At 63.7% G+C, this 14059-nt stretch carries 11 protein-coding genes; 10 read left to right on the top strand and 1 reads right to left on the bottom strand.

Annotation, left to right across the window (positions count from 1 at the left end; translation table 11 throughout):
* Positions 1 to 159: 159 nt before the first annotated feature.
* The 10 genes from AU465_RS01585 to AU465_RS01540 all read left to right on the top strand — a co-directional run bounded on the left by AU465_RS01585 (position 160) and on the right by AU465_RS01540 (position 12718).
* The gene (locus tag AU465_RS01585; protein ID WP_192243354.1) at positions 160 to 1392 is read left to right on the top strand and encodes an MFS transporter; all 1233 of its coding nucleotides are present in this window, start codon (positions 160 to 162) and stop codon (positions 1390 to 1392) included.
* Positions 1393 to 1455: 63 nt separating this feature from the next.
* The gene (gntR, locus tag AU465_RS01580; RefSeq protein WP_210324946.1) at positions 1456 to 2538 is read left to right on the top strand and encodes an HTH-type transcriptional regulator GntR; all 1083 of its coding nucleotides are present in this window, start codon (positions 1456 to 1458) and stop codon (positions 2536 to 2538) included.
* A 283-nt stretch (positions 2539 to 2821) separates the two neighbouring features.
* Entirely contained in the window at positions 2822 to 3946 is a 1125-nt protein-coding gene (locus tag AU465_RS01575) for a sugar ABC transporter substrate-binding protein (protein ID WP_192243352.1), read from the top strand.
* A gap of 78 nt (positions 3947 to 4024) precedes the next feature.
* Positions 4025 to 5572: a sugar ABC transporter ATP-binding protein gene (locus tag AU465_RS01570; RefSeq protein WP_192243350.1), complete on the top strand. Its 1548-nt coding sequence runs from the start codon at positions 4025 to 4027 to the stop codon at positions 5570 to 5572.
* On the top strand, positions 5569 to 6549 hold the full coding sequence (locus AU465_RS01565; protein WP_192243348.1) for an ABC transporter permease: 981 nt from the start codon (positions 5569 to 5571) through the stop codon (positions 6547 to 6549). Before AU465_RS01570 ends, AU465_RS01565 begins: the two co-directional genes overlap by 4 nt.
* Positions 6546 to 7532: an ABC transporter permease gene (locus tag AU465_RS01560; RefSeq protein WP_192243346.1), complete on the top strand. Its 987-nt coding sequence runs from the start codon at positions 6546 to 6548 to the stop codon at positions 7530 to 7532. The genes AU465_RS01565 and AU465_RS01560 overlap by 4 nt, the downstream gene beginning before the upstream one ends.
* 355 nt (positions 7533 to 7887) lie before the next feature.
* Positions 7888 to 8970: a substrate-binding domain-containing protein gene (locus AU465_RS01555; RefSeq protein WP_192243344.1), complete on the top strand. Its 1083-nt coding sequence runs from the start codon at positions 7888 to 7890 to the stop codon at positions 8968 to 8970.
* A 77-nt stretch (positions 8971 to 9047) separates the two neighbouring features.
* Complete coding sequence (locus AU465_RS01550) at positions 9048 to 11297, top strand: ABC transporter permease (RefSeq protein WP_192243342.1); 2250 nt, start codon at positions 9048 to 9050, stop codon at positions 11295 to 11297.
* Positions 11290 to 12072 (top strand): ATP-binding cassette domain-containing protein, encoded by a 783-nt coding sequence (locus tag AU465_RS01545; RefSeq protein WP_192243339.1) that lies wholly within the window; start codon positions 11290 to 11292, stop codon positions 12070 to 12072. The genes AU465_RS01550 and AU465_RS01545 overlap by 8 nt, the downstream gene beginning before the upstream one ends.
* Before the next feature lie 118 nt (positions 12073 to 12190).
* On the top strand, positions 12191 to 12718 hold the full coding sequence (locus AU465_RS01540; protein WP_246505807.1) for a gluconokinase: 528 nt from the start codon (positions 12191 to 12193) through the stop codon (positions 12716 to 12718).
* Here AU465_RS01540 and AU465_RS01535 read toward each other — a convergent pair.
* Complete coding sequence (locus AU465_RS01535) at positions 12715 to 13866, bottom strand: hypothetical protein (protein ID WP_192243335.1); 1152 nt, start codon at positions 13864 to 13866, stop codon at positions 12715 to 12717. The two genes, AU465_RS01540 and AU465_RS01535, sit on opposite strands and share 4 nt — an antisense overlap.
* Positions 13867 to 14059 lie beyond the last annotated feature (193 nt).

The raw sequence follows: 14059 nt of genomic DNA, 5'->3' as shown, positions 1-14059 counted from the left end.
CTTTGGGGCACAACTCCCCCTGGGGCACAACTCTGGGCGACATGACCGGTTCCCGATTGCTGGAGCCACGAATTGTCCCTTGTGGCGCTGCTCGGCGCAGGAAATGCGCCGATACTGGGCAAGACCGCCCGATCACAAAGAAGCGCAACAGGAAACGCCGTGACGACAACCGTCTCCAGCCGGGCAGGTGGCCCCGGCATCGACAGCGCCTACGCATGGACGCGGCTCGGCATCTCGATGCTCTTGTCGACGATCGGCGGCGCCGGCATGTGGGCGGTGGTCGTTGTTCTGCCCGCCGTGCAGGCCGAGTTCGGCGTCGACCGGGCCGCGGCTTCGATGCCCTATACCGCGACTATGGTCGGCTTCGCCGCCGGCAATGTGCTGATCGGACGCGCCATCGACCGCATGGGCTACTGGATCCCGGCGCTCGTCTCGGCGATGGCGCTCGGCGCAGGCTTCCTGCTTGCCTCGCTGACCACTTCGATCCTTGCATTCACCCTTGTCCAGGGGCTCCTGATCGGTCTCGGCACATCGGCGATCTTCGGCCCGTTGATCGCCGACATCTCGCACTGGTTCAACCGCCGCCGCGGCGTCGCGGTGACGGCGGCTGCATCCGGCAGCTACCTTGCCGGGGCAGTCTGGCCGACGGCGATGCCTTATGTCATGCAAGGCGAAGGCTGGCGCTTCACCTATGCCGCGATCGGCATCTTCTGCCTCGCCACCATGGTGCCGCTGGTGCTGATGCTGCGGCGCGGTGCGCCGCGCGAAGCCGCCCAAGGCTCGCCGGGGAGCCGGCCGGTACAGCCGATCTCGCTGTCGCCGGCGGCGCTGCAGATGCTGCTGGTCATTGCCGGCTTCGGCTGCTGCATGGCGATGTCGATGCCGCAGGTGCATATCGTCGCCTATTGCATGGATCTCGGCTACGGCGTCGCGCGCGGCGCCGATATGCTGTCGATCATGCTGGCTGCGGGCGTTGTCAGCCGGATTGGTTCAGGCTTCCTCGCCGATCGCATCGGCGCCGTGAAAACCTTGATCATCGGCTCGGCGCTGCAATGCCTGTCGCTGTTGTTCTACATTCCCTTCGACGGGCTGGCCTCGCTCTACGTGGTCTCGCTGGTATTCGGCCTGTCGCAAGGCGGCATCGTGCCCTGCTATGCGATCATCGTGCGCGACTACATGCCGGCCAAGGAAGCCGGCCAGCGGGTCGGCATCGTCTTGATGGCGACGATCTTCGGCATGGCGGTCGGCGGCTGGATGTCGGGCTGGATCTACGATCTCACCGGCTCCTACGCCGCCGCGTTCCTCAACGGCATCGCCTGGAACCTGGTCAATCTCGCGGCGATCGCGCTGCTTCGGTGGAAGGTCACCCGTAGCGCGACGGCTGCGGCCTGACAGCTTGACAATGGCGGACACGTGCGCGACCCCAGGCCGAGGCAGAACGGGCCGGGTGGCGCAATGACAAGCGATCCTCTTTCCACGGCCGCGCGCCGAACGTGCGAGGGCAAGGCGGTGACAAGGCCGCGCTCGCGGCGCGGCGGTGGCCGCCCAACCATCGCCGACGTGGCGCGCAAGGCCGGCGTCGGCGCGATCACGGTGTCGCGCGCTCTGCGCGAGCCTGGGCGCGTTTCTGAAGATCTGCGACGGCAGATACAGGCTGCCGTCGACGAGCTCGGCTATGTGCCGGATCCGAATGCGCGGGCCTTGGCCTCGGCGCGCGCGGAGGTCTTCGGCGTGCTGGTGCCGTCGCTCACCAACAACGTCTTTGCCGAAGTGGTGCGCGGCATCTATGACAGCCTGTCGGACAGCCCTTTCCGCATCCAGCTCGGCAACACGCACTACTCGGGCCTGGAGGAAGAGCGGCTGCTGCAGGTGTTTGCCCCGCAGCGCCCGGCGGCACTGATCGTTGCCGGCATCGACCAGACACCGCTGTCGCGAAAGCTGTTGGAGACGGCCGACTGCCCGGTGGTGCAAGTGATGGAAACCGGATCCGATCCGGTCGACATGCTGGTCGGCTTCTCGCATTTCGACGGCGGCCGAACGGCGACCGAGCATCTCATCGAAGCGGGCTATCGTCGCATCGGCTTCATCGGCGCGCGCATGGATCCGCGCTCGCAGCGACGCCTTGCCGGATATCGCGCGGCCATGGAGGCGGCCGGCCTGTTCGATCGCCGCTTGGTGACCACCACGCCGCTATTGTCCAGCGTGACGCTCGGCCGCGAGCTCCTGCGCGATGCGCTGGCCAAGATGCCGTCGCTCGACGGCGTCTTCTGCAACAATGACGATATCGCGCTTGGCGTCCTGTTCGAATGCCACCGCGCGGCGATCGCGGTGCCGAACACGATCGGCATTATCGGCTTCAACGACCTCGACATGATGCAGGCGGCGTTCCCGTCGGTCACCAGCGTTCGCACGCATCGCTACGAAATCGGCCGCCGGGCAGTGGAGATGGCGCTTGCCGCGATTGCGGGCCGGAGGCCGCAGCAGCGGGTCGTCGACCTCGGTTTCGAGCTCATACGCCGCGAGAGCACCGCCCGTTGAAACACTCAGAGGCGACTGTGCAAATGCCGGTTTACAGCTCTTCATGGTAGCGCTACCATCTTTTGTATCGAGCGATCCAAATAGTGACAGAAGTCTGTTTATTATACATAAGCAACAGCTCATGCTTGTTTATTATGTATAATATGATAGTTTTATGAGCTGCCTGGAGGAGGGGGAAAGAGGGACGACGCGAGTCACCTCGCAAGCGTATCGGATCGGCAGGAGGGTGCCGGCCGACCGCCAACACATTCAACAAGCAGAACTGCAACTGGGAGGAATACCGATGATCAAGTCACTCGTTGGCGGCGTCATTGCCGCCACTGCATTCGTCATGCTGAGTTCGTCGGCGATCGCCGGGCCGGAAATCGTCAAAGGGCCGTCGGCCGAGCCGGACTGCTTCGCGCCCTGGGCAGCCGACACACAGTTCTTCAAATATCCGAAGAAGGATGGGCCGTACCGCATCGCGCTCGCCAACGGCTATATCGCCAACACATGGCGCATCCAGATGATCCAGACAGCGAAGGCCTATGCCGCGCAGCCGGACGTTGCCAAGAAGTTGAAGGAATTCAAGGTGGTGTCGACCGGCGAAGATGTGCCGGCGCAGATTTCGGCGATCAACAACTTCATCGATTCCGGCTTTGATGCGATCGTCGTCAACGCCCAGAATCCGACCGCTTTCGGGCCGGTCATCAAGCGCGCCAAGGAAGCCGGCGTCATTCTCGTCGCCTTCGACAACATCCTCGACACCAAGGACGCCATCAACGTCAATGTCGACCAGAAGGGCCTCGGCGAGTTGTGGGGCAAGTGGTTGGTCTCGCATGTGCCGAATGGCGGCAAGGTGCTCGAAGTGCGCGGCGTTGCCGGTACCTCCGTCGACACCGACCGTCACAATGGCATCCATGAGGTCCTCGACGGGTCGGGCAAGAAATGGGAAGTCACCGAGGTCGTTGGCAAATGGGATGACGGCGTGGCCCAGAAGGCCACGGCCGACGCGATCGCCACCAGCGGACCGTTCGACGGCATCACCGGGCAGGGTGGCGACACCGGCATCGTGCAAGCGATGATCGACGCCAAGCATCCGTTCGTGCCGTTCGGCGGCGAGACGGAAAACGGCTTCCGCAAATTCTGCGCCGCACACGCCGCGGATGGGCTGAAATGCTCTTCGGCCGGCACCGGACCTGCCCAGGTCGCGGTTGCGATCAAGACGGCGATCGCCGCGCTCGAAGGCAATGTCGTGCCGCAGTCGATCAAGCTGCCTCTGGCTATCGTCGAGGATCCGAACTTCAAGGCAGGCCAGGATTTCTTCCCCGACCAGTCCGACAATTTCTTCGTCGGCAATTCCTTCCCGACCTGCGGCATCAATTTCACCGCGCAGGAAATCATGGGCCAGACCAAGGAAAACAAGTAGCCTGACCAGGCGGGCGCCGCGGGAGAGCCGCGGCGCCGGTTGCATGGTGCCAATCGCGAACTGGCCTGGGGAGGGCTGATGGACGGCGCGGCTCCGCTCTTCCGCATGGAAGGCATATCCAAGCGCTATGGCGGCGTTCGGGCCTTGGAAAAGGCCGACCTTACGGTCACGGCCGGCAGCATCCACGCAATCCTCGGCGAAAACGGCGCCGGCAAATCGACCCTGATCAAGGTCATGGCCGGTGTTGTCGCGCCGGATGAAGGTACAATGACACTGGACGGTCGCGAGGTGACATTTGCATCGCCAGCCGCCGCAAACCAGGCCGGCATTGTCTGCATCTTCCAGGAGCTGTCGCTCGTCCCGGAGCTCCGCGTCGCCGATAACATCGTAATCTCCAATCCGCCGAAACGCTTCGGCATGATCGACCGCAAGGCGCAGCGGCGCATCGCGGAAGAGGCGCTTGCCCGCGCCGGCGCTTCCGACATCCATCCGCTGGCGCTGGTCAAGGATCTGCCGCTGTCGCGCCGGCAGATGGTCGAGATCGCCAAGGCGCTCGCCAGGAAGCCGCGCATCCTGATCCTCGACGAGGCGACCTCGGCGCTGACAGCGGCGGATGTCGCCAAGATATTCGGCGTGCTCAAGCGGCTGCGCGAGGAAGGGCTGGCGCTGCTTTACATCTCGCACCGCATGAACGAGATCGCTGAACTGGCCGACCAGTGCACGGTGTTTCGCAACGGTCGCAACGTCGCCAGCTATGCGGCAGGTTCGAAGAGCGACAACGAAGTTGTCGAACTGATGATCGGCCGCGAATACAGCCATATCTTCCCGCCGAAGCCGATCCGACCTCAATCCGGCGCGGCTCCGGTGCTGGAAGCGCGAAACCTTTCCTGGAGCAATCGGCTGGACAATGTCTCTCTGTCGATCGAGGCCGGCGAAGTCGTCGGGCTGGGCGGTCTCGACGGCCAGGGCCAGCGCGAGCTGCTGCTCGCGTTCTTCGGCGTGCTGCGCGGTCTTTCCGGTCGGATCCTGGTCGACGGCAAGCCGGTTTCGATCGCCAGTCCCGCCGCCGCGAGGGATGATCGCATCGGCATGGCGCTGATTCCCGAAGACCGCAAGACCGAGGGGCTGATGCTGCCGATGACGGTGCGCGAGAACCTGTCCTTCGCGGCGCTCGATAGGCTGTCGAAAGCCGGCTTCATCGACCGCGGCGCGGAGCAGCGGCTGATCGACGACATGGTCGGGCTGCTCGCCATCAAGACAGCGGGCCTCGACATTCCCGTCGGCGCGCTTTCCGGCGGCAACCAGCAGAAAGTGGTGATCGCCAAATGGCTGATGCGGCAGCCGCGCATCATCCTGCTCAACGACCCGACGCGCGGCATCGATGTCGGCACGAAGCAGGAGCTCTACCAGCTGATGCGCAAGCTGGCCGACGCTGGCGCCGCGATCCTGTTCTATTCGACGGACTATGACGAGCTGATCGGCTGCTGCGACCGCGTGCTGGTGCTCTATGACGGCGCCGTCAAGCGCGAGCTGGTCGGCGCCGAGATCACCGAACACGCGCTGATTGCCAGCGCGCTGAACATCCATGGCGAGCACGCCGGGCCGAGACGAGGAGAGGGCGCGTGAGGGATTGGCGCTATTGGCTGGCCGAACAACGGGGAACGCTGCTTGCCTTCGGCATCTTCATCGTCATGTTCGCCATCTACAGCGCCAACCATCCGGCAGGCTTCACCGCCAATGTCGTGCAGACAGCGGCGAACAAGGGCGTACTGCTCGCCTTCATCGCCATGGCGCAAACGCTTGTAGTGATCACCGCCGGCATCGATCTGTCGGTCGGCATGATCTTCACACTGACCAATTGCATGGCCTCCTGGCTGGTGATCGGCACCGGGCTCGAAACCGCGCTTGGCCTGGTGGCCGTGCTGGGCACAGGGCTCTTCTGCGGCGCGGTCAACGGCGCCATCGTCATCTATGGCCGCCTGCAGCCGATAGTGGCGACGATTGCCACAGGTGCTGTCTATTTCGGTCTTGCGCTGTTGCTGCGGCCGGTTCCCGGCGGCTCGGTCAACGAGGGCCTCGCTGATTTCCTGACCGGGCGCTTCTTCGGCGTCGTGCCGGCGAGCCTGGTGGCGCTGCTCGTCGTCGTACTCGTTGTTTGGGTGCCCTTCAGCCGCTCCGAACTCGGCCGCGCGGCCTATGCGGCGGGCTCGTCGGAGACGGCGGCCTATATGTCGGGTGTGCCGATCCGCAGGGGCAAATTCCTTGCATACACGCTTGCCGGCCTGCTCGCTGCGATCGGTGGCCTGTTCCTTACCTTCTTCACCTATACGGGCGAAGCCGCCTATGCCAGCGGCAATGCCTACACACTGTTTTCCATCGCAGCCGTCGTGCTCGGCGGCGTGTCGCTGTTCGGCGGCAAAGGCAGCGCCATCGGCGCGATCTTCGGCGCGCTCGCCTTCCGCACTATCGGCGACCTCTTGTTCGTCTTCGACTTCGATCCGCTCTGGCAGCCGCTGTTCCAGGGCGTTATCCTGTTGATCGCGGTTAGCCTCGGCGCCTTCGCGCTATTTCGGGTGCGCAACCGGCTGGAGTGGTTCCTGTGAGCGAAACGACGCTTGGCGGCATCGCCGGCCGCATGCCGAAATTCATCCGCCGCGCCGACCCCGCGGTGGTCACCGCTTTTGCCTGCATCCTGCTGCTGCTTCTGGTGGGCAGCCTCTATTCGCGCAGTTTTCTCTCGCCGGAATATCTCTTGCAGCAGTTGAAGGTCGCATCGTTTCTCGGCGTGATCGCCACCGGCATGATGCTGGTCGTCCTGCTCGGGCAGATCGACCTGTCCGTGCCGTGGGCCGTGGCGACAGGCGCCATGATGGCCTGCGCCGCGGCGGCCTATGGTTCGGTGGGTGTTGCTGTTGCCATCCCATTCGGCATCCTCTGCGGCGTGGCGATCGGTATCGTCAACGGCATCGGGGTTGCCTACCTGCGCATTCCCTCGATGATCATCACTTTAGCCACCAATGCCGTCGCGCAAGGGCTGATGGTGGTCTATACGGGCGGATTCTCGCCGCAGGATTCGGCGACGGCGGCGATGCGTTACCTCGCGACCGGTTTTACCATCCCGGGGGTGCCGAATGCCGTGATCATTTGGGCGTTGATAGGGGCTGCAATGGTTTTCGCGCTGACCCGCACCAGCTTCGGCCGCGCCGTCTACGGCATCGGCAACCGCGAGCGTGCCGCCTATCTTTCCGGCGTCGACACACGCCGCGTGGTGATGATCGCCTTTGCCGTGTCGGGCGGACTGTCGGCCTTCGGGGGCGTCCTCCTTGCGGGTTACGCCTCGAAAGCCGCACAGTCGATGGGCGACGCCTATCTCCTGCCGTCGATTGCCGCGGTGGTGCTGGGCGGCACTTCGATCCTTGGCGGCCGCGGCTCCTACTTAGGCACCGTCGCCGGCGTGATCCTGATCACGCTGCTGCAATCGATCCTGTCGGTCATGCAGATGCCGGAGGCGGGGCGGCAGATCATCTACGGCGTCGTGATTGTCGCCATGCTTCTGCTCTATGGCCGCGCGCCGGCAAGTCGCTGATCGCGGATGAGAGAAGAGCATGCGATCTGTCGAGACAGGGAAGACAGAATGCCGTCGCGACAGCGGCATACATTCATGTAAGTAATTGCTAAAATACAGCAGGACCAGGATATCCGCAACGATCGTTACCCTGGTCGGGCCGGTCTACAGGGGGGAGGTGGCTAGCCCTGCCATGCGGCGACGAACTCTCCCGGCGTCGTTTACCTGACATCCTCCTCGAACAGTGGATGCGGCGGGCTATTTACTTGCAAACGCATTGGGCGGAAAATTGCGAACTGGGAGGAAGCGGTCGGAAAATCTCCTGGATAAATGCGCTCGAACGGCTTCCGCCCGTTGAATGCAAGGGAGGATAATCATGAGACGTACTTTCCCGCTCGCGGCATGCGCCGCAGCGTTGCTGCTCGGCGTGCCCTCCGCCTTCGCTCAGTCCGGCGGCGTCCAGAAAGCAGTCGGCGGCTACAGCTTCGAGGAAGCCGCAAAGGAAGCCCCCACAACCAAGGATTTCCATTCGGCCGATGGCCATCTCACTTTCGCTATCGTGACCCATACGGCCGGCAACGGCTTCTTCGATCCGGTCTATGTCGGCGCGACGGCCGCCGGCAATCTGATCGGCGCCACGATATTGCTGCTCGGCTCGGAATCTCCGACCGACGACCCGGCCCGCGAGATCGAAATCCTGAATCAGATCGTGCAGGATCCGACGATCGACGGGCTGATCATGACAACGCCCCAGGTCGGTGCCTATAACGACATCGTCAAGGCCGCCGAGGCCAAGGGCATACCGGTCGCAACGACCAATTCCTTCGACGGCACGATCCTTGACCGCAGCGGCATCAGCCACACCGGCCAGGACGCCTCCGCCGCGGCGATCGCCGGCGAGGCACTCGTCAAATGCCTGGCGGACAAGGGTATCGAGAAGGGCTCGATCGTTCTGCCGTCATCGACCGCGATGGGCAACATCGAGGTGAACAATCGCGTCACCGCGGCCTTCAACGCGATCGTCAAAGGCCTGAAGGACGCCGGCAAGCTCGACGCCTTCAAGGTCGACGCGGGGCCTGAGAACACCGGCATCGACACCAATCCGAACGATCCGGTGAACGGCATCGTGACGCTGTTCGAATCGCGCGGTGACGTTGTTGGCGCCTTCGCCGGCAACAACGTATTCACGCCTGCGCTGGCCAAGGCCGTCGCCCAGACCGGAAAGGCCGGCAAGATCTGCGCCTATGGTTTCGACCTCGGTCCGGCGCAGCAGGATGCGTTGAAGAGCGGCGACCTGACCGGCGCGCTCGGGCAGCAGCCCTTCCTGCAGGGCTTCTATCCGGTCATGCAGCTCTATCTGCAGATCGATCGTGGCATCTCAGCCGCCAATCTCGACACGCGCGCCCAGCTCGTGACGCAGGAGACTGTTGGAAAGGTCGGCAAGCGTTTCGAGAACTGAATGTCGAAGCGATCCTGAACCCGGCGCGGGAGGATATCTCCCGCGCATTTTGGCCTTCAGAACCCTTCTATCAAAGAATGTCCGCTGAAGCTCTCGCTCGTCGCCTTCCACCCCAGCTCGTCGGCGGCTGGGAAATGGGATTGCTTGCCCTGCTGGCGCTGATCTATCTTGGCGGCGCTGCCGTCAATCCGACGTTCTTCGGCTCGCCGGAGGCGTTCCATGCACTGCTTCGCGATACCTCGCGGGTCGCCATCATCGCCGTCGGAATGACCTTCGTCATCATCAACAAGGACCTCGACCTTTCGGTCGGCTCCATCTACGGCCTTGTGGCCGTCGTTTTTGCCAGGCTGTTCGCGCCAAGCTTCGCCGATCTCGACATCGTCACGTCGGTGATCGTCTGCGTCCTTCTTGGCATAGTGATCGGCCTCGTCAACGGCGTGCTCGTTACCATCCTAAAAGTGCCGGCGTTCATCGCCACCTTAACCACGCTTTTGATCGGCCGCGGCTTCGTCCTAGCCCTCACGCAGGGTCAGGCGATCTACTATCCCGGTAAAGCGAAGGAGGCCCCGCTGTTCTTTCATCTCGGCGAGACGAACGTCTTCGGCTTCAACAACCAGATCGCGATCTCCGCGGTCATAGCCGTGACCGGCGCCTACGTGCTCGCCAAGACGCGCTGGGGCTACGAGACCTTTGCGACGGGCGGCAACGAGCAGGCAGCGGTCTATGCCGGCATACCGACGAACTGGGTGCGCATCCGTGCCTACCTGCTCTCGTCGCTCTGCGCCACCGTTGCGGGCCTCCTGTCGGCCGCCCAGGACAAGGGCGTGACCCCGCTTTACGGCGTCAGCGGGGAACTGACCGTCATCGCCGCGGTGATCATCGGCGGCGCTTCCATTCTCGGCGGTCGCGGCCGCGTCGCCGGATCCTGCCTCGGCGCCACGCTGGTCGTCCTACTCGACAAGGTGCTGCGCGAGGGTTTGCCGATCACGCGCACCATCAAGATCGGCGAGGAGGAGGTGACGGTCAACGCTGTCTACTCCCTGCCGGTGGGCGCGGTGCCGGTCTTCCTCGGGCTGCTGCTTGTCATCGCTGTGCTGATCGAGCCCTACCTCATCCGCCGCCAGGTCGCGGCGCGCTTCTGGGCATGGCTGCGCGGCAGGCCGCCGCCGGCGGCCTTCGAGATCGGCGGCGTCGCGCTTGAGGGCATGGCGACCAAGGGCGCAATGGCGACCGACATCGCGCTGTCGGCGACCGGGTTCGGCAAGTTCCTCGCCCGGCGCGATGCCCTCGCCGTCATTCTGACAGTGGTGCTGTGGCTCACCGGTCTCTTCCTCAGGCCGGACTACTGGTGGAACCTGTCCAACACTTTCGCGATTCTGCTCAACTATACCGAGCTGGCGCTGATCACGGTCGGGCTTACCTACGTCATCGCGGCCGGCGATATCGACCTCTCCGTCGGAGCCGTCCTGGCGCTCGCCGGCAGCGCGGCCGCCTATTTCCTGAAGGTCCTGGGCGCCGACCCCGTCACCGCTGTCGCGATGGGCCTGCTTGCGGGAATGCTCGCCGGCCTCGTCAACGCCGTCGTCGCCGTCGGCTTGAAGCTCCCTGCCTTCATCGCCACGCTGGGCATGTTCTACATCGCCCGCGGCCTCGCAGCATGGTTCGTGGCCGGCCAGCAGCTTACCGGCTGGCCGGAAGGCTACAATTTGCTCGGCCGGAAGGTGAACGATATCCTCCTTCACTTCAGCGTCGTGCTTCCGGACGGCATCCTCAGAAGCCTCGCCGAAGTAGTCAGCGTGCAGACGGTGTGGATGGTCTTTGTCGCCCTGATTGCTGGCATCGTGCTCGCCTACACGCCGTTTGGACAAAAGGTCTATGCGACCGGCGGCAACATCCGCGCCGCCGCCTATGCCGGCATCAACACCAACCGGGCGCGTTTCATCTCGCTTATGCTGGCGGCGTTCTGCGCGACGATGGCCGGGATCATCAATGTCGCCTATTTCCGAAGCTTCAACCCCGTTGCGGGCCAGTTCCGCGAGCTCGACGCCATCGCCTCCGTGATCATCGGCGGCGGGTCGATCTTCGGCGGTTACGGCACCATGCTGGGTTCGCTGGCTGGTGCCGCCGTGATCACGCTTGTCCGGGCGCTCCTGCAGCTCAATGTCCAGGGCTTCAGCATGCCGCAGCATTGGATCAACGTCTTCATTGGCGTCATCCTCATCGCGGCAGTGCTGATCGACATCTGGGTGCGCCAGGCCAACCTCTTCGGTCGCCTGCGAGCCCGCCTCGCGCGACGCGCACGAACTCCGGAAATCGCCGATGCCTGACGCTGCTTTGCCTCAACCGATCGTGGAAATGCGAGGCATCGAAAAGGTCTTCGGAGCCGTGCAGGCGCTTCGCAAGGTCGATCTGGTGCTCTATCCGGGCGAGATTCTCGGCCTGGTCGGCGACAACTCAGCCGGGAAGTCCACACTGATGAAGATCCTGACTGGCGCTTATCAGCGCGATGCCGGCGAAATCTTCGTCGCCGGCCAACCGGTGCACTTCAAGAGTCCACATGAGAGCCGCGATGCCGGTATCGAGATGATCTACCAGGATTTCGCGCTTTGCGGGAACATGGATGTCGGCCAGAACATCTTTCTCGGCCGCTGGCCGCGCAAAGGTCCTTTTGTCAATCGCCGGAAAATGTACGCGGAAGCCGACAGCGTGCTGAAACGGCTCAAGGTCGATGTGAACTCCGTTTTCCAGAAGGTCGAAAGCCTGTCGGGCGGCCGCCAGCAATCCGTTGCAATTGCCCGCGCGATCTCCTTCGAGCCACGCGTCGTGATCCTCGACGAACCGACCGCCAATCTCTCGGTGATGGCGACCGAGCGGCTCCTCGAGACCATGCTGGAACTGAAAAGGCAGGGCGTTGCCCAGATCATCATCTCGCATCGGCTGGTCGACATTTTCGCCGTGGGCGACCGTGTCATGGTACTCAAGCGCGGCGAGAATGTCGGCGACCGTCATATCAAGAACACCGACGAGCATGAGGTCCTGGAGATCATCGTCTCCGGCACGCGGGAGCAGGCGCGTACGGCCGATCAAGCGAAGGCGGTCTGACCGATCATTGGCTGCTTAGGTGAGGCTGTTAAACTACCCTTCATTGTGGAGCACCCAACGGCGATACTTTTGTTCTATGCCGTGCGCTGGCAAACTGCCGACCATGGACAAAAAGGCGATGCCACAGCCGGTAGAGGCACGAGCAAACCACATCCGGTCAGCGCCGGCGATTGTGGTCATGGGGGTTGCCGGCTGCGGCAAGACGGTCGTCGGCGAAGCGCTGGCCGAGGCGCTGAGCGCGGTCTTCATCGAGGGAGATCGACTGCATCCGCCGGAAAACGTGGCGCGCATGGCGCGCGGCGAGCCGCTGACGGACGCGTTGCGCGAGGGCTGGCTCGACGCCATCGGCGAGCGCATCGCCGCCGCCGTCGCCGACGGACATAAGGCAGTGGCGGCCTGCTCGGCGCTGAAGCGCGGCTACCGCGACCGGTTGCGCGGCTTTTGCCCCGGCACCGTCTTTCTCTATCTGAAGATCGATCGCGAGACCGCCTGGCGACGGGTCGCGGGCCGCAAAGGCCACTTCATGCCGGCGAGCCTTGTCGACAGCCAGTTCGCCACCCTGGAAGAGCCGGGCCCGGACGAGCTCGCGGTGACGGTGGATGCAACGCGGACTGTCGCCGGGATCGTAAAGGACTTACTTGGTTAGGCGGCGTCGCCACCGATCGCGGGCTGATCCTGCTGCCCAGCGAGCCGGGAGGCGCCGGACCAGGCCATCATCTGGTCCGGATATAATCTGATCGCGTCCAGCAGACGGTCGCGCTTGAGCAGGATGTAGCCCGCCTGCAGGACGAGGTTCTTTGCCGCCACGTCCTTTGCCGGCAGGGATGCGGGCTGGGCTGCGTTGGGCTTCAGCTCGGGACTGACGATTGCCCGGTATTCGCGAAAGGGCACAGTCTCCAAGGTCGACATGGCAAACAGCGCAGCACCTGCGCGCGCCGCGAAATTCGCCGGCGCCGAGGCGAGATGGGTCCAGCCATGCTCGCCCATGGCGATCTCGGTGAATGTGGAGCCCGCGTGGATGGTGTTGGTCATCAGCACGACGCCGTTCTCCTTCAGCGTCTTCTGGATGCGCACTGTCACCTGATAGGCGTCGGCACGCTCGAAGACGATGCGGCTTTTCAGGAAGCGGTTTTCGACCTCGACCAGCGGCCTGTTGATCACATGCAGGCCGAATTTGCTTTCCGAGAAGCCGTGGAAGTTGACGCTCACCTGGTGCGCTTCGATGCCGGCTTCGAAGAGGGCGCGCTTGCCCATGATGGTTTGGGCGATGAACTGGTCGCACCAGACGATAGCGCCGCGGCCGCGCTGCAAGGCCTGGCGCAAGCCATCGATGCCTTCCAGCCGGATTGCCGGCGACCAGCGCCTGCCAGGCACCAGATGAGCGGCAAGCATCAGGCGGCGGCGATGCGCGCCGGCGAGATGGCCCTTGAAAAGGCTTCGCGTGTCGGCGTCATCGCCAAGCACTGCTTTGATCGCGACGTCATAGCGCGCGAATTCTTTGCGAAAATAGCGCTTGCGCCGAAGCGTCGAAACCCAATCGCAGATGGGCGCCCACCAGGCGATCGGCAGGACCGCCGCCACGCCGAGATAGAACAAGGAAAGCACGCTTTCGCGCAGATCCCTGTTGGAGACACTGCGCAATTTGCCCGGGCGGACGAGCTTGCGGCTGAAGAAGCGGACGGTCTCGCCGCGCTCCGGCACCGCCACGTCGGCGATGATCTCGGTGTGATAGATATTGGGAGATGACGGTTGCCGGCTGGCCCTGCGCGAATTGCCAAGCCAAGGCAGCCTCATGCGTTAGATCCCCCAGGTCCTGTTTCCATCCGTCAGCCGATTTACTGCGTCTGGCGCGGACAGACAACCAACGGCGTGGCGTGCGGCTGGGCAGTTAAAGCGCGTCGCGTCGAAACGGAATCAGGCGACGCGCTTTAAGTCTTTGTTTTGATGCCTGTCGTTCGCCCAAACCGCTGCGCACTTTTGGGCGACA

Origin of the sequence: Mesorhizobium silamurunense (assembly GCF_014843905.1) — a bacterium.
In the GTDB taxonomy this organism is placed as follows: Bacteria; Pseudomonadota; Alphaproteobacteria; order Rhizobiales; family Rhizobiaceae; genus Mesorhizobium; species Mesorhizobium silamurunense.
This window is presented reverse-complemented; position numbering and strand designations above follow the sequence as displayed.